The following is a 21,642-nucleotide window of genomic DNA, read 5'->3' as shown; positions in this document are numbered from 1 at the left end:
TCTATTCCTTCTGGCTATTCCTTCTGGTGGCGCCGGACGGCGCTCAGTCGATCTGACCGATCACCGGAGGGGCCACGTCGTCGTCCGCGCCCCAGTCGCCCTCGTCACCGGTGAGGAAGGCCGACTTCTCCCTCTCGTTCTCCTGCGTCCCGCCGCCGCCCCCACCCATCGGGGGCATGTACGACATCCCCGTGCCGCCCGCTCCCGCCGCGCGCGCGGCGTCGGCGGCCGTCCGGCCCAGCCCCGCCCCCGGGGCCGTTCCGGAGGAGCCGGGTCCGCCGGTGGTCGTACCGCCCGGCCCGGATCCCGGCCACCCGGAGCCGCCGGGGTACTGCCCCCCGGGGATCGTGGCCCTGTTCGGATCGAGTCCCGCGAGGTTGGTGCTCGGATCGCCGATCGAGGGGATGTCTCGGGACGGGAGATCGGTTCCCGAGCCGAGGTCCGGCCGGTTGAGGTTCGGGTCGGTCGGCCCGCCGGTTCCGGGAGATCCGGTGCCCGGCCCGTTCCCCAGGCCATCCGGATTCGGAACGTCGGGCCCCTTGCCCAGGTCATCCGGATTGGGAACGTTGGGCCCCTTGCCCAGGTCATCCGGATTGGGAACGTCGGGCCCCTTGCCCAGGTCATCCGGATTCGGAACGTCGGGCATCTTGCCCAGGTCATCCGGATTCGGAACGTCGGGCATCTTCGGATCCGGAGTGCCGGGGATCTTCGGCGTGCCGGGGATCTTCGGATCCGAAGTGCCGGGGCCCTCTTCCTTGCCGCCGGGGTTGGTGCGGTCGTAGTTCTCGTCCATGTCCTTGAGCGCCTTCTCCCAGGACGCCAACGCCTTCTGGGCTTCCTGGAGGGCGTTCGCCGCGGCCTTGCGCGCGGTGTCGTGCGCGCTGGCCAGGCCGATGCCGATGGCGCCGAACCCGGGAAACCCGATCTCGATCGAACCGGTCGCCTGCGAGATCCTCCCGAGGGCGGGGGCGCGTTCCGAGAGTTTGCTGCCGAGGCTCGCCACCTCCCCCTTCGCCGGGAACTGGAGCTCTCTGTGGCCCATCAGGTCGGCGGCACTCGGGATGCCCGAACCGGACGAGGAGTCAGTCATGTGTACGCGCCTTCCGCTGTCCGCTACCCGAGCACCGGGGGAATGCTGCTGCCGCCCTCGCCCCAGACCTCGTCGTCTTCCATGAGCCAGGTGGAGTTCTCACGGTCCGCCTGCCCCTCACGGCCCTGTCCGCCGCCGTGCGCGCCGGCCCCCATCATGCCGTTCGCGCCCGCCGCTCCCGCGCCGCGAAGACCCGTACCGCGGGACGCCGCCCCACCTCCGGACGAGCCGCCGGCCACGCCGCCGAGACCCGGCACGATCCCGGCGGAGCCCCCTCCGAAGGCGCCGGAGCCGGACGAACCGCCGGAGCCGGGGAATCCGACGGAGGAGGGGCCGCTGAGCGTGGTCGCCGGCGGAGTGAGCGTCCCCGGGCCGCTGTACCCGGCCAGATCGGCGGTGCCGGAGCCCGATCCCGTGCTCGATCCCGGACCGGTTCCCCCTCCGGAGAGGCCGCCGGGCGTCACCCCGGTCCCGTCCCCTCCCCCGAGACCGCCGGTGGACGGGCCGAGAACGGGCGGCGTGACCCCATCGGCGCCGGGGCCGCCGAGCCCGAGGTCGCCCGGGATCGAGCCGGGCCCTCCGAGGCCGTCGACGTCCGGAACCGATCCGTTGACGTCCGGAACCGAACCGCTGACGTTCGGAGCCCCGTCGAAGCCGGGCAGGGGGCCGCCCATGCCCGAGGGCAGCTTCAGGTTGACCTTCTCCGGGTCGTACTGGACCTGCGTGAGGTCCGGCAGCTCGATGTCGTTGGGGTTGGGCAGCGCCTGCTGGACTTCGGACGGCAGCGTCGCGTAATTCTCGACGATCCGCTCGTTGACCCGCTTCAGATGGTCGGCGGCGCGCTTTTCCGTACGAGAGCGGCCCCACCACACATCGGCCCAGTCGATGTCGTGGTCGGAACGCGAATCCTCGCCGACCTTCTCGACCACGTTCTGCTGCGCGTACACGAGAGTGTCGGCGTAGTCCTGGAGCGACCGTCCGGTCTTCCCCAGCTTCGCGGCGAGCTCGCGCGCGCTCGCGTGCAGGCTCCGGAGCTGCTTCTGCATCTCGACCGCCTCCGGGCCCTTGTAGTGCTCGGCCAGCTTGGTGGCGGCGCTTTTCACGTCCGTGGCGAAGCTGTCGAGCAGCCCCTGGGCGGCGGAGTAGTACTGCCCGGCCCGGCGCACTGAGTTCGGGTCGCTGTTGTCCACCCAATCCTTGATCGTGTCGATGTTGGAGTGGAACAGGGTCGCCCAGAAGCCGGTGGCGAGATCGACGTCCTTGGTGGGAGCGATCGTGAACTTCTTCAGTTCGATGTTTACGATCTTCGGGTCCGTCATCGTGCGCTCCGTCAGACTTCGCGCGAAGCGTCGGCCCCGTTGGCCTGCTCCGCTCGGTCATAGCTGTCCACCATCGTCAGCAACGCCTGGGCGGCGGCGTCGGCCCGCGTGACCAGGTCCGCGTACGCGCCGGTCCCCGCCTGCAGGTGCTCGCCTCCGGGGGAACGGCTGTCCCCGTCGTGTTTGATGGCGCCCTCCCCGACAAGCTGGCTGAACGCGACATTCGCCGCCGCGTAGAAGGACTGCGCCGCCCGCCACGAGCCGTAGCGCTCCGCGGCGAGCCCGCACTCCCGTCGCAGGTCCGGCAGCGATCCCGCGCCGGACGGGGGCCCCGGCAGCGGCCGGTTGTCCCCGGGGGCGTGCGCCACGAACCGGGCCGGCGCCTGGGTCTCCGTGATCAGGGCGTCCAGGGCCGTGCGCAGGTTGCCGGCGATCCGCTTGATCTCCGGACGGTTGAGTTCCGGGCTACCCGACCCGCTCGCGTCGTTCTTGTCCGTCAGACCGGGCCAGTCCGGGTCATACTCGAGCGCCATGCGCACCATCCTGCTCTGGTAGGGATCAGCCGATCACCGGCGGAATGACGCGATGGCTGGAGTCCCAGGCGTCGCGATCCTCGTTCAGCCAGGTGGTCCTCTCCTGACTTTCCCGGTCACCGGCGGCGCCGGCTCCGGCTCCGCCCATCGGCATGAACGGCATCGACGATCCCGCCGGACCCCTGGGCGCCACAAGCCCCGGCCCGCCCGGGCCCGGCGTACCCGATCCCGGCCCGCCCAGGATCGACGGGGCCCCCGGCGCCACCGTTCCGGGTTGGGTCACCACGCCGCCAGTCACCCGCGGATCGACCGAGATGAGCCGGCCGTTCGCGTCGCCGATGACCGGATTCGTGATCGGCATGTCCCGGACACCGGCCGTCTCGGTGCTCTGACTGTCGCTTCCCGCCAGGTCGTTCTGCCCGATGACGGAGGGGGCGGTACCGTCGCCCGTGCTCGTCGCGGGGCCCGCACCGGTGTCCGTCCCGGGAGCCGATCCGGGGTCGGAGCCGGTCCCGGGGGCGCCGGGATCGCCCGCGCCGCCTGACGGGTCGGTCGTGCCACCGCCCGCTTCCGGGGATCCCGGGGATCCCGGGTTTCCCGAGCCGCCGGAACCGCCGGTGTGACCGCCTCCCGTGCCGGAGCCGTCCGTCCCGTGGGATCCCCCGCCGCCCGAGCCGGAGCCCGCCCGCGGCGACGAGCCCCCAGAACCGCCCGAGCCACCGCTGTGGTCCGCACCGCCGGTGCCGCCGGAACGGACTCTCGACGTGCCGCCCCCGTCCGAGCCCGACGACCCGTCCCCGTAGGTGACCTGGCGCCGTGGTGGGGACTCCCCATCCGGAGGCGACACCTTCGGCAGCTCGTACGTCACGTTAGGAGGGATGTGATCCGCGTAGACCTCGACGATCTTCGTGTTCAGCTCGTCCAGCACTTTCCTGGCGAGGTTGTCCGCGAACGCCTTGGCCGCCAGATAGGTGCCCTCGGTCTTGATGCCGGTGTAATTGGAACGCAGGAGACTGGGGGGAAGGCCCGTTTGGCCGCCGATGACTCCGTCCGAGTTCTGCCCCGACAGGATCGGGCTCGGGACGCCCGTGGTGTCCGTCAGCGACGGGCGCGTGTTCGACTGGAACGGAGTGGCCCCCGAAGGCGGCAGCCCGACCAGAGAAGAGTTCTGCTGGGGGTAGCACCCGGGCAGTTCCTTCTGCAGATTTCCCTGGATCTGCTCGATCTCGGTCCTCGCCTTGGGGAGATGGACCTCGCCGTACAGCCTGAGCGCCTGGCTCATCCCCCGCATCTTCGTGGCGAGTTCCTCGCCCGCCGCGGTGAGGAGCCGCAGCGCCTTCTGAACGTCGGCGGCGGCCGGCCCCTTCCACGCCTCGGCGAGCCGCTGCGCGCGCGCCTGGATCGCGTCCGTCATCAGTTCGATGTTCGAGGCGGCGTGTGTGTAGGCGAATCCGGCGTCGCTCACCATCGCCGGCGCACATTTCCGCAACCATGCCGCGATCTGGTCCGTGCCGGTGGGAGCGGTCACCGGGGCCGCCGTCGGGGGCTGCCCCGTTTTGATGCTGAGAGTCTTTCGATCGGTGTCCACGGCGGCCCCCCTGTCAGGCGCTCCCGTTGCCCTCGTTCGCGCGGTTCGTCTTGGCGTACTCGTCGGCCTGGGCTTCCATCACGAGCATCACGGTCTTGTAGACCTCGGCCCACCGCTGGTAGGCGTCCAGCAATGCCCTGCCGCCCTTGGCCGCCGTGTCGGCGAGCACCTTCGCGTCCGCCCACTCACCGAGCTGTCCGGCCCCGATCTTCTCCAGGCCGCTCTGCTCGACACTCTTCACCGAGCCGGTCGTATAGCCCTCGTCGAAGGCCGCTGCCTCGACGCCGGCCAGGTATTCCTTCAACTCTCCGGCGATCGTCCTGATCGTGGCGACGTTGTATTGCACCGGAACGTCACCGTCCAGGCCCGGCCATTTCGGGTCGAGCGGGAGCGTGTCGCCGCCGTCGCCGCCCATGGCGTCCTTCTGCGTCATGTCACCCCCACTCACGACCTGCGAGGCCCGTCACCGAGCCATCCGCGGAATCGAGCACGGAAGGGCCGTCCCGGCCGTCGAGAACGCCGACGGCCCGGGAAGACCCGTACGAGCGCTGGGTCAGCCGTTCACCCACATGCTCTTGTTCCTGATCTCCGCCGCCTTGTAGTTCTCGTTGGCGATCTGGATGGCCCGCTGCATCTCGTCCAGCTGGCTCCGCATCTTGGTGGCGGCGGCGTCCCACTTCCGCTGGTGCTCGCGGAAGAACGCCTCCGCGCCGTCGTCGCCCTCCCAGTGACCCGAGAGGTCCTGCTGGAGCTTGGCGAGCAGGTCGGACGTGGCCCGCTCGAAGTCACCCAGGATCTTGACGAAGTCCTCCTGGGCCAGATCCATGTGGCCGAAGTTGACCTTGGTAAAGTCGAGTTCAGCGGACACTGCGCTCTCCGTTCCTGCCTGACTGGCTTTCGGTCACTTGATGTCGACGTTGATCAGCGACTCGACCCGGCCCACGCCGGCCTGGACGTCCTGGTCCGCGGCGTCGTAGACGATGGCGTTGACGCCCATCGTGTCCGCGATCGACTCGAGGTCCTCTCGGACCGTCCTCATACTGTCGTTCCAGGTGATCATCGCCCGCTTGAAGACGGCGGCCGCCGGGCCCATCCATCCCGTGGCCAGCAGGCCGTTCGCCGTCGTCTCGACACCCGAGCGAAGGCCCTCGATGTACTGGGCCGTGTCGACGACATGGCCGGACGCTTTCGTGATCTGTGCGGGGCTCGCCCCAAAGAACTGCGACATTCCGTCACCTCCGTGACATGTGGCCGGTCTGGCCCCGGACGCTCCCGGCGTCAAGGACACGTCGTACGGATATCACCAGACCGCATCGTATGCCTCAAGATCTACCTAGCTAACATGCATGCATATTACGGATAAGTAAACTTTGATCAACCTATCCGTGTCACTATGCGCCTTCGAGCCGCTTCTGGATATGGCCGAGCTCGGCCATCACGCCGTCGAAGGTCCGGTTGTAGAGCCCCTCGGCCTCTCTGACCCGGTCCATCGCCGCGTCGGGGTCCTTGAGGAGCTTCATGGGGTCGTTCTCCTTGCCGAAGACCTCCTCGGACGCCTCCTCCACCTGCCGCTGCATGTCCTCGGCCGCCGCCCGGATCGTCTCCTTGATCTTCTCGGCGAGCTCGCCCGAGCTGAGCCGCATCGCCTTGGGGTGCAACTCCAGCTCGCGCAGGCCGGCCCCGGCGTATTCCACGGTGACCAGGCGGTCCTCGTCCTGCGCCCGGCCGACCAGGTCCGACAGGACGCGCTCGAACTGCTGCATCTGCTCGATCTGCTGATCGCCGCGTCGCATGAGCTGCTCGATGTCGATGTTCGCGAAGTCGCCGAAGTCGCCGAAGTCCGTCATCCGTCGCCCCCATCTCCGGTGCCGGCAGCCGTCCACGTGCCAGAAATCACATATGGACACATTTAGAGGGCAACGTACCTCATCGACCCTCGCTTTCACCGGCCTTTCCGGTCATGTGATATCCGCTGAAATAGGCGAAGCCACCACTGACCAGGCCGAACCCGCTCCTCCCGCTGACCGGGTCAGCCGGAGCCGTTCCGGAACCGCTCCAGGCGGGCCATCCGGCCCTCCATCGAGTCGAGGAAGGAGTCCTGGATCGCCTCCAGCCTCCGCCGCGCACGGTCGATGTCCAGCGCCCGGTCGGCAGGGCGGCCGGGCTCCCTCCCGTCGACCGAAGACTCCGCGCGCCCGCCGGGCGCGTCCGGAAAGGCTCCGCCCAGAGGGTCCTCCAGCGCCGAGCCGAGCACCTTGGCGGTCCGGCCCTGGGCGTCCTCCTGCGCCGCCCGTACGGCGCTGACCACCGCCTCGGCCAGACCCTCGCTGTCCTGCCGCATCACCCGGGGATCGAACCGCACGTCCCTGATCCGGCCCTCGCCGTCCACGATGGCACGGATCATGCCGCCGGCGGCCTCGCCCTCCCCGGTCACCTCGCCCAGCCGTCCCAGGGCCTCGGTCAGATCGCGGAGGGTGCGTTCCGCCTCCCGGGAGATCCGGTCGATCTCCTCCGTACGCACCGTCGCGGGATCGAAGTCGAACATCCCTGCCCCCTCATGATCGCGTCATCCAACTTGATCATCGGACGGTGAACCGACCCCCAGCGCGCGGTGTCCGCGCCCCCAACCCGACATGAACAAACACCCCCCACCTGCGCGAACGCCCCCGACGCCGTGGCCGCCGGAACGATCACGGTGATATGGAGATCACATGTCTCCGAACCCCAACCAGGACCGGTACGTCACCTCGAACGGCATCAACAAGCTCCGGAACCGGCTCGCCGACGACGTCATCCCCCAGTTCGAAAAGCGCAAGAGCCAGGTGGACGAGACCGTCCTCGGCCCCTGGGACCTCGGCATCTCGGGCAGCGCGATCATCCTGTCCACCTACGAGACCGCGATCGTCAGGGCGCGCGGCCATCTGAGCGACGCCATCGACACGGCCCAGCAGTGGAGGGAACAGCTCGGCATCGCCCAGGCCAACTGGCGCGACGCCGAAGACGCGAGCACCGTCAAGTACGTCTGACGGTCCGCACACCGGCCCGTGCCGCCAGGGACGCGAGCCGGACGAAACCTCACGCCGCCGAGCCGGGGCCTTCCCGGTGCGTCGGCATCATCGGGAAAGGCGGAATGAGCATGGGCAAGCACGCGGGCGCTCCCGCGGTCGAGGCGCTCTCGAACCTGAGACGGGCGCAACTCCTCGCGGGAGGGGGCCTGCTCGCGCTGACGTTCGTGGAGAGCCTCCTGGTCGACGACGAGGCGGTCATCCACGCGGCCAACAACTGGCTGGCGCTCGCCCGCGAGCTGGACGGTGGCCCCAAACGGCTCATCGCGCTCATGCTGGCCGAGTCGAGGGAGGACTGGATCGCCGACGACCACCTCGCGTTCGAGGACGCCGCCGTGGCCTTCCAGTCGGAGCTGGAGGTGCTGCGGGGCACGGTCAGCGACACCGCCGGGCTGCTCGACGAGGTCGGGGCCACCTTCCGCGACTTCGGATGGGCGGTGTTCGCGTTCTCGGTCACGCTTCTCGCCACGGCGATCTCCGCGGCGGTGCTGACCCTCACCCCGGTCGGACCCCAGGCCCGGGTTTACATCCGCGCGCTCATGCAGGCGGCGGACAAGATCCTCGCCGCCTGGGGCAAGGCCCTGATCGGCTATCTCAGCGCCGTGGCGGTCCTCATCGGGTACCTGTGGCGCAAGGAGATCCAGCTGAGGAACGTGGAGCCCACCGGCGACGTCGCCCTCGATTTCAAGCAGGCGACGATCGACGTGAACCGCTCCCCCACCTTCAAGAAGCCCGGGCCCCCGGGGACGCCGCCACCCACCGCCGGCTTCGAGTGGCTCTCCCCCAAGCGCGACGTGCCCCTGCCGTACGGCCAGTAAGAGCCCGTACGGCCGACGAAGCCGGGCGGTGGGACCGGCCCGGACGAGATCAGCCGGACAGGCCGCGGATCCAGGCGTAGACCTCCAGCACGCCCAGCGCGAGCGGGAACAGGCCGGCGGTCAGCATGACGTCGACGATGTCCCCGGCCCGTCCCCAGAACGGGGACGGGCGCCCGGTCGGCAGCCACAGGCCGAGACCGGCCGGGATCGCCGCCGCCCACATGAGCCCGATCACGAGCGCGACGGACCAGACGCCGCCCACCCGCGTGCTCAGCGTGAGCGTGAGCAGGACGAGCCCGGCCAGCGCGGGCACCGTCAGCCAGAGCCGCTGGGCGACGCCGTGGAAGACCCGCGTGCGGAGAACCAGGGACAGCGACAGCGCCAGCGACATGACCGGCGCGATCCACCCCTCGTCGAGCACGAGCAGCGGCTGGGCGGCGAGCACGGCCAGCCCGATCCCCGCGACGATCCCGGTGGCGTAGCGCTGCGCCTGGCCGGTCCGCTCAAGGATGGAGGCGCTGTCCACCCGCTCGTTGTCCGCGCGCAGCTCCTCGGCCGTGGTGGGCATCGAGGGCAGCGGCATCCGGGCCAGCCGGAACGCCAGCGACGGGACGATCGGGCTGCACGCCAGCAGGAGCGACGCGGCCACCGCGGCGACCCCCGCCGCGGGCGCGTCGAACACCATCACGATCGCGGCGCACACCGTCCCGGTCACCGAGGCGATCGCGGTGCCGAGGAACGCGGGCACGCCGTCGGCCACCGCGGCCCCGCCGACCGCGGCCACGAACGCGACGCAGGCGAACCCGGCGAGCAGGTGCGGCGCGCCCAGACCCGCGAGCCCGGCCGGTCCCGCCGGGGCGAGCAGCCCGGCCAGGAACCCGTACGGCAGGGCCGCGTAGCCGAGCGCCGCACCCGCGCCCGAGTGGCCGAGCGCCCGGGACAGGGAGGCGGCGGCGAGAAGCAGGAGGAGGGCGAGCACGCCCGCGACCACGGCCACCACGCCGAGTGCCGTGCCGGACAGCACGAGCGCGGGAACCCCGGCGACGAGAAGGGCACAGGAGGCTCCCGTCCCGAGCAGCCGGGTGTGCCGGCCGCTCCAGGCGTTCCTGCCCTCCTTGACGCCGGTGGCGACCACATCGGCGACGTCGTCGAACATCGCCGGGGGCAGCACGAACTCGCGCGGGCGGAGGTAGAGCACCTCACCGTCGAGGACGCCGAGCGCGCCGAGGCTCTGCCCGAGGTCGAAGGGGGTGCCGCCGAGCCGCTGCAGGATCCATCCGGGCGCGGCGGCGTGCTCTCCGTCCACCTCGCCGAGCGCGCGCAGCAGGCCGGGCATGACGTGCGGCAGCGGGATGTCCGACGGCAGCGCGAGGTCGGCTCTCTTGTGCGGGCCGACGATCGTGACGTGGCAAAGCGCCGGCAGCCGGGCGCCCGCCGCGGCGAGAGCCCCCTGCGACATCGGCTCATGGGCGGCCAAGGACGTCACTGCCGTACTCCCTCCGCGTGCGGAACAGCGAACAACGCGAACATAGCGCGCCTACGTTCCTCCACTCGGACGTAAACCGCATCTGGTAAGAAAAAGATCCACACGATCAGAAGGGGGCGTCGAGGGTGAGCATTGTCATCGTGCGCCGACCCGAGCGGCGCCCCAGCCCCAAGCCGCCGCGCGGCGAGGTCCTGCTGGAGCCGCCGCCGGAGGTACCGGAGGTGCAGCCGCAGGGACTCACCGGCGTGCTCACCTACCTGCCGATGGTGGCGGGAGCGGCGGCCATGGGGCTGATGTTCACCGCGGGCGGCAACGGCAACCCGATCATGTACGTGTCGAGCGGCCTGTTCGCGGTGTCCATGGTGGGGATGAGCCTCGGCCAGATGGGCCGCCAGTCCGGCGAGCGCAAGAGCCGGATGAACGGCCTGCGCCGGGACTACTTCCGCTACCTCTCCCAGGTGCGCAATCGGGTCCGGCGGGCCGCGAAACAGCAGCGCGAGTCCCTCGAATGGAGCGGCCCCGCCCCGGACTCCCTGTGGTGGCTGGCCATGGGCCCGCGCCTGTGGGAGCGACGCCCCCGCGACGACGACTTCGGCACGGTACGCCTCGGGACCGGCGTGCAGAAACTCGCGATCCAGCTCATCCCGCCGGACTCCAAGCCGGTCGAGGACCTGGACGCGCTGTCGGCCGGCGCGCTGCGCCGGTTCGTCCGGGCGCACTCCACGGTGTCGAAGCTCCCGGTGGCCGTCGCCCTGCACGCCTTCTCCCGGATCAAACTGACCGGCGACCCCATCGCCGTACGGGAACTCGTCCGGGCGATGATCGCGCAGATGGCGGTGTTCCACTCGCCGGACGACATGCGGATCATGGTGTGCGCGGGCCCCGAGTGGATGCCCCAGTGGGAGTGGGTCAAGTGGCTGCCCCACGCGCTGCACCCGGAGGAGACCGACGCCGCCGGCCAGGTGCGGCTGATGACCGAGAACCTCGCCGAGCTGGACCGGCTCGTGGGCGCCGATCTGAAGGAGCGCGCCCGGTTCCGGCCGGGCGCGGCCGCCGACGCCCTGCCGTACCACGTCCTGATCCTCGACGGCGGGCGGGTGCCGCTCGACTCCCAGCTCGGGACGGACGGCATCCAGGGCGTCACGGTGATCGACCTGTCCGGGTCGGCGAGCGCGGTCGAGGAGCAGAGCACGCTGCGGCTGGACGTCCAGCCCGACGGCTTCTTCATGGTCAAGCTGGATCACGCGGGCAAGGAGAGCAAGACCCGCCTCGGCGACCCCGACGGGCTCGACTTCCTCAGGACCGAGGGGCTGGCCCGGCAGCTCGCCCCACTGCGCGCGTCCACGGCCAAGGGCAGGGAGTCACAGGACGTCCTCGCCACGAACACCTCGCTCACCGACCTGCTCGGCGTCGGCGACGCCGCCCGCGTCGACCCCGTCCTCACCTGGCGGCCCCGGGCCGGACGCAACCGGCTGCGCGTCCCCATCGGGCTCGGCGCGGACGGCCGCGTGGTCGAGCTCGACATCAAGGAGTCCGCCCAGGGCGGCATGGGCCCGCACGGCCTGGTGATCGGCGCCACCGGATCGGGCAAGAGCGAGCTGCTGCGTACGCTCGTGCTCGGGCTGGCCATCACCCACTCGTCGGAGATCCTCAACTTCGTCCTCGTCGACTTCAAGGGCGGCGCGACGTTCCTCGGCCTGGAGAGCCTCTCCCACGTCTCCGCGGTCATCACCAACCTGGAGGACGAGCTGCCGCTCGTCGACCGCATGCACGACGCCCTGCACGGCGAGATGGTGCGCCGCCAGGAGCTGCTGCGCGCCGCGGGCAACTACGCCTCGCTGCGCGACTACGAGCGGGCCAGAGAGCAGGGGGCCGACCTCGCGCCGCTGCCCACGCTCTTCGTCGTCCTCGACGAGTTCAGCGAGCTGCTCACCGCCAAGCCCGAGTTCATCGAACTGTTCGTCATGATCGGACGGCTCGGCCGCTCGCTCGGCGTCCACCTGCTGCTCGCCTCCCAGCGCCTGGAGGAGGGGCGGCTGCGCGGCCTGGACACCCACCTGTCGTACCGGATCGGGCTGCGCACGTTCTCCGCGATGGAGAGCCGGGTCGTGCTCGGGGTGGCCGACGCCTACGAGCTGCCGCCCGCCCCCGGCAACGGCTACCTGAAGTTCGACACCACCGGGATGACCCGGTTCAAGGCGGCCTACGTCTCCGGCGCGTACGAGCCGAGCGCCGGGCAGCCGGTCGCGGCGGACGGCAGCGCCCCGACGCCCCGCGTCGTCGAGTACGGCCCGGCGTACACGCCCGAGCCCGAGAAGCCGAAGGAGACGCCGGAGGCCGGAAAGCCGGCCGAGGCCGCCGCTCCCGAGGCGCCGCCGCAGCAGCGCAGCCTGCTCGACGTCGTGGTGACCCGGATGAAGGACAAGGGACCGGCCGCCCATCCCATCTGGCTGCCGCCCCTCGGCGCCCCGCCCAGCCTGTCCCACCTGCTCCCGCCGCTGTCGGTCACCCCCGAACTGGGACTGTCCACGACGGGCTGGCAGGGACGCGGAGGACTGCACGCCATCATCGGCATCATCGACCGGCCGTTCGAGCAGCGCCGCGACCCGTTCTGGGTGGACCTGTCCGGCGCGGCCGGTCACGTGGGCATCGCGGGTGGCACGCAGAGCGGCAAGAGCACCGTCCTGCGCACGCTGATCACCGGCATGGCGCTCACCCACACCCCGCGCCAGGTCCAGTTCTACCTGCTGGACTTCGGCGGCGGCGCGCTCGCCTCACTGGACGGGCTGCCGCACGTCGGCGGCGTGGCCAGCCGCCTCGACGCCGACCGGGTGCGCCGTACCGTGGCCGAGATCTCCACGCTCCTGCAGCAGCGGGAACGCGAGTTCGCCGAGCAGGGGATCGACTCGATCACGGACTACCGCCGGCGGCTGGCCGAGGGCAAGTTCCAGGGCGACGGGTGGGGAGACGTCTTCCTCGTGGTGGACGGCTGGCTCACCATCCGGCAGGACTTCGACTCGCTCGAACCCGTGATCACCGACCTGGCCGCGCGCGGCCTCGGGTACGGCATTCACGTCGTCGCCGCCACCAACAAGTGGTCGGAGTTCCGGCCCGGCATCAGGGACCTGTTCGGCACCCGCATCGAGCTCAAGCTGGGCGACGCGTACGAGTCGGAGATCAACCGCAAGAAGTCGCTGGCCGTGCCGGAGGGTGTGCCGGGGCGCGGCCTGACCAGGGACGGCCTGCACTTCCTGTCCGCGCTGCCGAGGATCGACGGCGTCCAGCGCGCCGACGACCTGCCCGACGGCCTGCGCGCCCTCGTCCAGTCGGTGCGGGACGCCTGGAAGGGACGACCGGCCCCCGCCGTACGGCTGCTGCCGTCCGTGCTGCCCGCCGAGACGCTGCCCGCGATCGAGCAGACCGGTCCCCGGATCCCGATCGGCATCGACGAGAACACGCTCTCGCCGGTGATGGTCGACTTCGACACCGACCCGCACTTCGTCGTGGTGGGCGACACCGAGAGCGGCAAGACCAACCTGCTGCGGCTGGTGACCGAGGGCCTGGTGGCCCGGCGCACCCCGCAGGAGGCCATGATGATCGTGGTCGACTACCGCCGCTCGCTGCTCGACACCGCCGTGACGGACCACCGCATCGGGTACGCCGCGTCCGGGCCGGCCGCCGCCGAGCTGATCAACGACGCCCGGAACGCGCTGCTCAAGCGGCTGCCCCCCGCCGACCTCACGCCCGAGCAGCTCCGGGCGCGCAACTGGTGGCGCGGCTCCGACCTCTACATCGTGGTGGACAACTACGAGCTGGTCGCCACCTCGTCCAACCCCCTGCTGCCGCTGGCCGAGCTGCTGCCGCAGGCCCGCGACATCGGCCTGCACCTGGTGATGTCCCGGTCGATGGGCGGCCTCGGCCGCGCCATGTTCGACCCGCTCATCCAGCGGATCAAGGACATGGCCAGCCCGGCGGTCGTCCTGTCCGGCAACCGGGACGAAGGCTTCCTCTTCGGCAACGTCCGCGCGCACCCGCTCCCGCCCGGCCGCGGCTACCACGTGGACAGAAAGTACGGCAACCGCCTCATGCAGACGGCCTTCCTCCCGCCGCCGCAGCCCCCGGAGGCGAGCTGATGGGGACCCCTATCCGCCCTTCTCCCTCCTCTCGGCCTCCTCGGCATGGCGACCCGGCCTCACGCCGGACGGTTTATGAGCGTCTGCCCGGTCACGGCGTTTCGCGCGAGGATCTTTTTACTATGCTCCGATTCGTCGACTTTGTCGGACGCTGGAAGGAGTCGGCCTCGTGGAGGGTCTCGATTTCCACTTCGAAGCGCTGGAGCAGTGCCGTACCGCGGTGCGCGAGGTCGCAGGGGAGTTCGGCGCTCCGGCCGTCGCTCACGCTCCCACCGAGACCGTGAAGGCCACGGCGTTCGGCAAGCTGGACGGCTCGGCCGGCCTGGCCGGCGCGATCAACGGCATCGACGACAAGCTCTCCTCCGAGCTCGGCCGGATCTCCGGCGTGCTGGACGGCGTCGTCGACTCCCTGACGACGGTACAGAACAACATCCACCGGGTGAACACGGCGAGCGAGCAGGACGGGAAGCGGCAGCGCGAGGCGTGATGTCCCCCACATCGACGAGGAGGGCGGGCCGGTGAGCGAGCCGAAGGACGTGGCACTGCCCCAGCTCGGCGCGATATCGAGAGGCGGGGAGCTTTCGGCGCTCCTCGACAAGGTGAGCGGGCAGCCGGACGTGATCCGGGGCGTCGCGAAGCGCTGGCGCGGCACCATGAAGCTGGTGGGCGAGCAGGCCGGCTCGCTCGCCGGCGCGGTGGGCAGGGTCGACGACGCGTGGCAGGGCGCGTCCTCCGACGCATTCGTCACCTACATGGGCAAGTACGGCCCGGCCGCCACCGAGCTGGACGACGCGCTGGAGAAGGCCGCGACCGCCCTCGACAAGGCGGCGAACGAGCTGGAGAAGGCCCGCGCCGATGTCTACGCGACCTGCGAAGGTGTCATCCGCGACGCGGGGCAGTACGCGAAGGACAACCCGGACGCGGAGGCGGCGGAAGCGGACGCGTACGAGGGGTCGTTGGTCGAGGCGGCGCTCTCCACGGCGGGCAAGCGCGTGGAGGACGCCGACGAGAAGGTGAACGCGGCCCTCAGAACCGTCAACGAGCTGAGCGAGCACGGGATGACGCTGCTCGCGGGCATCAAGAAGCCGGGGAACGACGATTTCGTCCCCGCCTCCGCGACCTCCGACCTCGGATGGGCGCGCACGCCCGGCTACACGCCCTGGGCCGCGTCCGGCACACCGACGACGCTCGCCGCCTCCGGCGGGGGCGGTTTCGGCGGCTACGGCCCGAGCGGCCCGCCGCCGCCCGGAGGAGGCCCCGCGGCGCCCGCCGAGGTCAAGGCGTGGATCGAGGAGGCCGTGGCCATCCTCAAGGCACGCGGATACCCGGCGTCGAAGATGAACGTCGACGACATCTGGATGATCATCCAGCACGAGTCCGGCGGGAACCCGCGCATCGTCAACACCTGGGACTCCAACGCCGCCAAGGGGACGCCGTCCAAGGGCCTCATGCAGACGATCGACCCCACGTTCAACGCGTGGTCGCTCCCGGGGCACAAAGACATCTACAACCCGGTGGACAACATCATCGCGGGCGTCCGGTACGCAATCGCCCGGTACGGATCCGTCTCCGCGGTGCCGGGAGTGGTCGGTGTGAAGACCGGGACGGGCTACCGGGGTTACTGACCGCCACCGCCACGTCACAAGGGGATGATTGAACCCGGCATGGATCGGTTTCGCGAGCGGATACGGTTTCGCAGGGCAGGAACAATTACGCATCACGGTTCGTCCTCAAGGGCGAAGGAGGCTTACGCCGTGACCATCACCCATCCGCTGGGCCGCGTGGGGGCCGCCGTTGCGGCGGTCCTCATCGGCCTGTTCACGCTGTTCGCCGGCGGGGCGGCATCCGCCTCATCCGCCGTCGCGGCTCCCCCCGACGTCTCGACGGTGCTGGCGCACTGGAAGGACCAGAAGGATCCGCTGTTCGTGCAGGACGGCAGCCCGCTGTCCTCCGGCGAGCAGGGCGACATCCGCGACGCGCTGAAGAACTCAGAAAGCAAGATCTACATGGTCGCGCTGCCCGACGGGTCGATCACGACCAATCAGGACGCCGGCACCTACATCACCTCGCTCGGCCTCGCGCTCAGGAACGCGGGCCGTCCGCAGGCGACCGTCGCGGTCCTCGACGGCAAGACCCTCTACGCGGGGTCGAGCGCGCTCCCGCGCCGGTCGGCGAGCGCCGGCCAGATCGCCCGGGCCGCCACGGACGCCAACAAAGACATTGCCAGCGGTGTGCAGGACTTCGTGAACCGCATCAACATGGCCGTCAACGGTGGGGGCAAGGACGTGCTCGCCCCCAAGCCGGTGAGCGGCGGCGGTGGCGGCGGCAGCGGCCTGCTGGTCATCCTGGGTATCGCCGTCGTCGGAGGTGGCGCTTTGTGGGTCTTCTCTCGCCGTGCCAAGCGCAAGCGCGAGGAAAAGGAGGCGGCCGAGCTCGCCGCCGTCAAGCAGACGGTCGAGGAGGACGTCACCAAGTTCGGTGAGGAGATCACCGCGCTCGACATCGACGTCAAGATGCTGCCGCAGTCCGAGACCTCGGGCGACTGGCAGCGGGCCCTCGACTCGTACGAGCGGGCCAAGAACGAGCTGGCCGCCGTCAAGCGCGCCGACGAGCTGCGCACGGTGACCGCGTCGCTGGAGGACGGGCGGTACGCCCTCGCCTGCGTCAAGGCCCGCGTGAACAACCAGCCCATCCCCGAGCGGCTGCCCCCGTGCTTCTTCAACCCGCAGCACGGCCCGTCCGCGCGTAACGTTCGCTGGGCTCCTCCCGGCGGCGCCCCGCGCGACGTCCCGGCCTGCGCGGCGGACGCCGAGGCGGTCGAGCGCGGCTTCGACCCGCAGATGCGCGAGGTCGTGGTGAACGGCGAGCGCCGTCCGTACTGGGACGCCGGCCCCGCTTACCAGCCCTACGCGTACGGCTACTACGGCGGCTTCGGCGGTGGCGACATGCTGACCGGCATGCTGGTCGGCACCATGCTCGGCAGCGCGTTCGGCGGCTTCGGTCACGGTGGCTACGGCAGCGGCTACGCGGACGGCCTCGCGGCGGGCAACGCGGACTCCGGAGGCGGCGACTGGGGCGGCGGAGGCGACTTCGGCGGCGGAGGCGGCTGGGGTGGCGGCGGCGGCGACTGGGGTGGCGGTGGCGACTTCGGTGGCGGCGACTTCGGCGGCGGCGACTGGTGAGTACCGCGGCGGGCGGTCACGCCGATCGCCCGCCGATCGCCCGGCTGACCGCGTCCCGGTCGGCCACCGATCACCGCTGATCGCCTCGGCCCATCGGTCCTGATCGCGGGGGCCCGCCGGCGCGGGCCCGGTTCCAGCAGGTGACCTCGCACCCTCGGGTGCGAGGTCATCGGCTTTTCCGGCACTTTGGGACGCTCCCGGACCGGGGCAGGCGTGCGGCCTACCTTCGCCGCGAGAGACTTAGGACCGTTCTCGGAGGTTTGCGAGGAGGCTTTCGTTGCGTCGCTTTCGAGCGTTGTCCGTCGTGCTCGTGATCATCGCCGTCGTGCTCCCCGTACCGCTCAGCGCCGCGGTCGCGGGGGCCGATACCGCGGCGCTGTCGGCGGGCTGCCGGCCCGGCAGCGGGCCGGACATGCGCGGCGAGGACTTCACCGACGCCGAGGACCTCCCCAACGACCTGCAGTGCGCGAACCTGACCGGCGCCACCCTCGACGGCGCCGATCTCTCCAACCGGGACCTACGCGGGGTGATCCTGCGAGACGCCTCGCTCAAGGACGCCGACCTGACCCTGGCGCACGCCGAAGGCGTCGACCTGCGCGGGGCCGATCTCAGCGGCGCCGAGCTCGGCCAGTTTCACGGCAAGCAGGCGCAGCTGCGCAGCGCGATCCTCAAGGACGTCTACGCGGGCCAGGCGGACCTGAGCCGCGCGGACCTCACCGGCGCGGTCCTGGCCCGTGCGCAGCTGACCCAGGCCAACCTCACCGGCACCACCTTCGTCGGCGCCGACCTCAGCAAGGCGATCCTCGGCCAGGTGACCGCGCGGACCGCCGACTTCACCCGGGCGACGATGCGCGCCACCAAGCTCAGCCAGGCCCATCTGGAGAGCGCCGTGTTCGCCGCCGCCGACCTCGGCGGGGCGGCGCTGGGTCAGGCCGAGATGGAAGGCGCCGACCTCACCGGCGCGAACGTCGAGGGCGCGTCCTTCGTCCAGGCGCGGGACGTGAACCTCGCCGGTTCGCGCGGCACGCCGGCGGTCGCCCCCACCACGCTGCCGTCGCCCTCCCCGAGCGGCGACCGGAGCCCGGGCTCCGCCGACCGGGCGATCGCGGAGGATCCCGTACGGACGGTGACGGGGCTCCTCCTGGTCGTCCTGAGCGCCATCGGGCTCACGATCACGCTGTTCTTCTGGGCCGCCGCCCACCGGCGCAGGAGGCGCGACGCCGACGCCTTCGATCTGGAGCGCCAGGTGCTCGCGGAGGATCTCACCCAGCTCGGCGCCGAGATCAACACGATGGACGCGGAGCTGCGGCGCGACGACGGGACGCCGACGGAGCCCGGCGACCAGCGGGAGTGGCGGGCCGCGCTCGACGCGTACGAGGCGGCCAGGCACGTGCTCACGGTCGCGCGCACCTCCGGCGAGCTGCAGGGGGCCGTATCGGCCGTGGAGCACGGGAGGGCGTCGCTGCGCCGGGTCAGGACACGGCTGTCAGATCACGGTGGTCAGCGGTGACATGAGGCGGCGGGCCGCCTCGGTGATCGACCCGGACAGCGAGGGATAGACGGCGAACGTCTGCGCGAGCTGGTCGACCGTGAGCCGGTGCTGCACCGCGACCGACAGGGCGAGGACGAGCTCGGACGCGCGGGACGCCACGATCACGCCGCCGAGCACGATGCCCGTGTTGGGACGGCAGAAGAGCTTGACGAAGCCGTCGTTGAAGCCCTGCATCTTGGCCCTGGCGTTGGTGGCCAGCGGCAGCTTGACGACGTTGGCCTCGATCTCGCCGGACTCGATCTGCCGCTGCGACACGCCGACGGCCGCGATCTCGGGGTCGGTGAAGATGTTCGCGGCGACGGTGGCCAGGCGGATCGGCTGCACGGCCTCGCCCAGGGCGTGCCAGACGGCGATCCGGCCCTGCATGGCGGCGACGGAGGCGAGCATGAGGACACCGGTGCAGTCGCCCGCCGCGTAGACGCCGGGCGCGGAGGTCCTGGAGACCTTGTCGACCTCGATGAAGCCGTTCCGGTCGAGCCGGACGCCGGCCTCCTCCAGGCCGATGCCGGCCGTGTTGGGGATCATGCCGACGGTCATCAGGCAGTGGCTGCCCTCGGCGGTCCTGCCGTCCTCCAGCGTGACGACCACGCCGTGCTCGGTGCGCTTGACCGAGGCGGCGCGGGAGCGGCCCATGACGTTCATGCCACGGCGCCGGTAGACCTCTTCGAGCACCTCGGCGGCGTCGGCGTCCTCGTTCGGCATCATCCGGTCGCGGGAGGAGACCAGGGTCACCTCGGAGCCGAGCGAGCGGTAGGCGCCGGCGAACTCGGCGCCGGTCACACCCGAGCCGACCACGATCAGGTGCTCGGGCATCTCCCGCAGTTCGTAGAGCTGGCGCCAGGTGAGGATGCGCTCGCCGTCCGGCTCGGCGCCGGACAGCACCCTCGGGTGCGCCCCGGTCGCGACGATGACCACGTCGGCCCGGATCGTCCGGTTCCCGGCCCGGACGACCTGGGGGTCCACGAGCCGGCCCTTGGCGCGGATGACCTCGACGCCCTCGGCCGCGAGCCGCGCGGCGATGTCGGCGGACTGCGCCTGCGCCAGCTCCTTGACGCGCTTGTTCACCAGGGGCATCTCGACCATGACGCCGCCGCAGTCGCCGTCCGCCCCTCCGTCGAAGTGGACGCCCACCGAGGCCGCGTCCAGCAGCGCCTGCTTACGGACCGAGGTGGCGATCAGCGTCTTGGAGGGCACGCAGTCGGTGAGCACGCACGCGCCTCCCGGCCCGTCCTGCTCGACGACGGTGACCTGTGCTCCGAGTTGGGCGGCGACCAGGGCCGCCTCGTAGCCGCCGGGGCCGCCACCGATGATCACGATCCTTGTCACGTGCCCTATTCTCCCGCATAATCCCGCTAGTCAGGGATGAGGGGGATGCGTAAGGGTTCGGCTGCGCGGGAAGTCCCTGATTTCACCGGGAGATGGCGGGTCCTGCGTCATGACCGTCCGGTGACGCGCCTTGTGGTTTAGGCTTCGTGCCGTGCCTGTCTACGCGGCCTACAGCAGCAACATGGATCCCAAGCAGATGGCTGAGCGGGCCCCGCATTCCCCGATGCGCGGCACCGGTTGGCTTCCGGACTGGCGGCTGACCTTCGGTGGCGAAGACGTCGCCTGGGAGGGCGCCCTCGCCACGATCGTCGAGGACTCCGGCAAGCAGGTCTTCGTCGTCCTTTACGACGTGCCCGAGTGGGACGAAACCTCGCTCGACAAGTGGACCGGCACTGAGCTGGGCTTCTACCGCAAGGTCCGGGTCCGGGTCGCGACGCTCGACGGCGACGTGCTGGCCTGGACGTACGTCCTCGACTCCTACGAGGGCGGCCTGCCGTCGGCCCGCCACCTCGGCATCATCGCGGACGCGGCGGAGAAGGCCGGGGCGCCGGACGACTACGTGAAGGATCTGCGGACCCGCCCCTGCAAGTCCCTGGGCGACTGAGCGTCGCGGGCCTTCCGCCCGTTTCATCCCCTGCCGTCGAGCCTCTCCGGTTTTGGCAGATATCGCCAGATCTTGTCGCGCGACGTCGGGTCCGCCGTTTTCTGGCTGGGATGGTTCATCCGCTTCTGTACGCTCGGTGAACGTGACCAACGACGCTTACGCACTGGCGGCAGAGGCCGCGGCCACCCTGAAGAACCTCACCGGCATCGGATCCTTCGACGTCGCCCTCGTCATGGGGTCGGGCTGGGTCCCGGCCGCGGACGTGATCGGCGAGACCGTCACCGAGTTCCCCGTGACGAAGCTGCCCGGCTTCGCCCCGCCCGCGGTCGCCGGGCACGCGGGCACGATCCGCGCGGTCAGGACGACGTCGGGGAAGAACGCCCTGATCCTGCTCGGCCGTACGCACCTGTACGAAGGCCGCGGCGTGGAGCCGGTGGTGCACGGCGTGCGCACCGCCGTCGCCGCGGGGGTGGGCACGGTGGTCCTCACCAACGCCGCGGGCGGCCTGCGCCCCGAGACCCAGAACGTGGGCGACCCGGTCCTGATCAGCGACCACATCAACCTGACCGGCGCGGTCCCGATCACCGGGGCCACCTTCATCGACCTGACCTCCGTCTACTCGCCCCGGCTGCGCGACCTCGCCCGCGAGGTGGACCCCTCCCTCGCCGAAGGCGTCTACGTGGCCTTCCGCGGCCCGACGTACGAGACCCCGGCGGAGATCCGGATGCTGCGCACCCTCGGCGGCGACCTGGTCGGCATGTCCACCGTGCTGGAGGCCATCGCGGCCCGCGAGGCGGGGGCGGAGGTGCTCGGCATCTCGCTCGTGACCAACCCGGGCGCCGGCCTGGTGGGCGAGCCGCTCAACCACGAGGAGGTCCTGGAGGTGGGCCGCGCCACCGCGGCCCGGATGGGCGTGCTCCTCGCCAAGGTCGTCGACAAGCTGTAG

At 71.0% G+C, this 21,642-nt stretch carries 20 protein-coding genes; 9 read left to right on the top strand and 11 right to left on the bottom strand.

The window, feature by feature from the left end; translation table 11 throughout:
• Positions 1-43: 43 nt before the first annotated feature.
• The 9 genes from ACQP1V_RS07570 to ACQP1V_RS07530 form a co-directional block, all read right to left on the bottom strand.
• Positions 44-1,090, bottom strand: coding sequence for a hypothetical protein (locus ACQP1V_RS07570; RefSeq protein WP_433420229.1), 1,047 nt, complete (start codon positions 1,088-1,090; stop codon positions 44-46).
• A 23-nt stretch (positions 1,091-1,113) separates the two neighbouring features.
• A complete protein-coding gene (locus tag ACQP1V_RS07565; protein ID WP_433420226.1) occupies positions 1,114-2,409 on the bottom strand; it encodes a hypothetical protein in 1,296 nt (431 codons plus the stop codon).
• 11 nt (positions 2,410-2,420) lie between these two features.
• Complete coding sequence (locus tag ACQP1V_RS07560; protein ID WP_433420224.1) at positions 2,421-2,942, bottom strand: hypothetical protein; 522 nt, start codon at positions 2,940-2,942, stop codon at positions 2,421-2,423.
• Between the two features lie 25 nt (positions 2,943-2,967).
• Positions 2,968-4,470, bottom strand: coding sequence for a WXG100 family type VII secretion target (locus ACQP1V_RS07555; protein ID WP_433420221.1), 1,503 nt, complete (start codon positions 4,468-4,470; stop codon positions 2,968-2,970).
• A 73-nt stretch (positions 4,471-4,543) separates the two neighbouring features.
• Entirely contained in the window at positions 4,544-4,963 is a 420-nt protein-coding gene (locus ACQP1V_RS07550; protein ID WP_433420218.1) for a hypothetical protein, read from the bottom strand.
• Positions 4,964-5,083: 120 nt separating this feature from the next.
• The gene (locus ACQP1V_RS07545) at positions 5,084-5,398 is read right to left on the bottom strand and encodes a WXG100 family type VII secretion target (RefSeq protein ID WP_067129627.1); all 315 of its coding nucleotides are present in this window, start codon (positions 5,396-5,398) and stop codon (positions 5,084-5,086) included.
• A gap of 33 nt (positions 5,399-5,431) precedes the next feature.
• A complete protein-coding gene (locus ACQP1V_RS07540) occupies positions 5,432-5,758 on the bottom strand; it encodes a WXG100 family type VII secretion target (protein WP_433420215.1) in 327 nt (108 codons plus the stop codon).
• A gap of 163 nt (positions 5,759-5,921) precedes the next feature.
• Positions 5,922-6,377 carry a YbaB/EbfC family nucleoid-associated protein gene (locus ACQP1V_RS07535; RefSeq protein ID WP_433420212.1) on the bottom strand — a complete coding sequence of 152 codons (456 nt, stop codon included), beginning with the start codon at positions 6,375-6,377 and terminating at the stop codon, positions 5,922-5,924.
• 182 nt (positions 6,378-6,559) lie between these two features.
• Positions 6,560-7,075: a YbaB/EbfC family nucleoid-associated protein gene (locus tag ACQP1V_RS07530; protein WP_433420209.1), complete on the bottom strand. Its 516-nt coding sequence runs from the start codon at positions 7,073-7,075 to the stop codon at positions 6,560-6,562.
• A 166-nt stretch (positions 7,076-7,241) separates the two neighbouring features.
• Here ACQP1V_RS07530 and ACQP1V_RS07525 point away from each other — a divergent pair, with 166 nt between their 5' ends.
• Positions 7,242-7,556, top strand: coding sequence for a hypothetical protein (locus tag ACQP1V_RS07525; RefSeq protein WP_387408328.1), 315 nt, complete (start codon positions 7,242-7,244; stop codon positions 7,554-7,556).
• A gap of 110 nt (positions 7,557-7,666) precedes the next feature.
• Positions 7,667-8,413, top strand: a complete 747-nt coding sequence (locus ACQP1V_RS07520) for a hypothetical protein (protein ID WP_433420206.1) — start codon at positions 7,667-7,669, stop codon at positions 8,411-8,413.
• A gap of 49 nt (positions 8,414-8,462) precedes the next feature.
• On the opposite strand, the gene eccD is transcribed toward ACQP1V_RS07520, so the two are convergent.
• A complete protein-coding gene (gene eccD / locus ACQP1V_RS07515; protein ID WP_387408324.1) occupies positions 8,463-9,899 on the bottom strand; it encodes a type VII secretion integral membrane protein EccD in 1,437 nt (478 codons plus the stop codon).
• Positions 9,900-10,024: 125 nt separating this feature from the next.
• On the opposite strand from eccD, the gene eccCa reads away from it, so the two are divergent.
• The 5 genes from eccCa (at position 10,025) to ACQP1V_RS07490 (ending at position 18,724) form a co-directional block, all read left to right on the top strand.
• Positions 10,025-14,032 (top strand): type VII secretion protein EccCa, encoded by a 4,008-nt coding sequence (gene eccCa, locus ACQP1V_RS07510; RefSeq protein WP_433420203.1) that lies wholly within the window; start codon positions 10,025-10,027, stop codon positions 14,030-14,032.
• Positions 14,033-14,201: 169 nt separating this feature from the next.
• The gene (locus ACQP1V_RS07505; RefSeq protein WP_433420200.1) at positions 14,202-14,519 is read left to right on the top strand and encodes a hypothetical protein; all 318 of its coding nucleotides are present in this window, start codon (positions 14,202-14,204) and stop codon (positions 14,517-14,519) included.
• A gap of 31 nt (positions 14,520-14,550) precedes the next feature.
• Positions 14,551-15,657, top strand: a complete 1,107-nt coding sequence (locus ACQP1V_RS07500) for a WXG100 family type VII secretion target (protein ID WP_433420198.1) — start codon at positions 14,551-14,553, stop codon at positions 15,655-15,657.
• A gap of 129 nt (positions 15,658-15,786) precedes the next feature.
• Positions 15,787-17,214: a hypothetical protein gene (locus ACQP1V_RS07495; RefSeq protein WP_433420195.1), complete on the top strand. Its 1,428-nt coding sequence runs from the start codon at positions 15,787-15,789 to the stop codon at positions 17,212-17,214.
• Between the two features lie 277 nt (positions 17,215-17,491).
• A complete protein-coding gene (locus tag ACQP1V_RS07490; protein WP_433420193.1) occupies positions 17,492-18,724 on the top strand; it encodes a pentapeptide repeat-containing protein in 1,233 nt (410 codons plus the stop codon).
• On the opposite strand, the gene ACQP1V_RS07485 is transcribed toward ACQP1V_RS07490, so the two are convergent.
• Entirely contained in the window at positions 18,701-20,092 is a 1,392-nt protein-coding gene (locus tag ACQP1V_RS07485) for an NAD(P)H-quinone dehydrogenase (protein ID WP_433420190.1), read from the bottom strand. The two genes, ACQP1V_RS07490 and ACQP1V_RS07485, sit on opposite strands and share 24 nt — an antisense overlap.
• A 151-nt stretch (positions 20,093-20,243) precedes the next feature.
• On the opposite strand from ACQP1V_RS07485, the gene ACQP1V_RS07480 reads away from it, so the two are divergent.
• Both ACQP1V_RS07480 and ACQP1V_RS07475 read left to right on the top strand, forming a co-directional pair.
• Positions 20,244-20,696 carry a gamma-glutamylcyclotransferase gene (locus tag ACQP1V_RS07480; RefSeq protein ID WP_433420188.1) on the top strand — a complete coding sequence of 151 codons (453 nt, stop codon included), beginning with the start codon at positions 20,244-20,246 and terminating at the stop codon, positions 20,694-20,696.
• A 142-nt stretch (positions 20,697-20,838) separates the two neighbouring features.
• Complete coding sequence (locus ACQP1V_RS07475) at positions 20,839-21,642, top strand: purine-nucleoside phosphorylase (protein WP_387408308.1); 804 nt, start codon at positions 20,839-20,841, stop codon at positions 21,640-21,642.

It is taken from the genome of Microtetraspora malaysiensis (assembly GCF_050947145.1).
GTDB lineage: Bacteria > Actinomycetota > Actinomycetes > Streptosporangiales > Streptosporangiaceae > Microtetraspora_A > Microtetraspora_A malaysiensis.
Note: the sequence above shows the minus strand (reverse complement) of the source record. Positions and strands in the feature narration are given on the sequence as shown.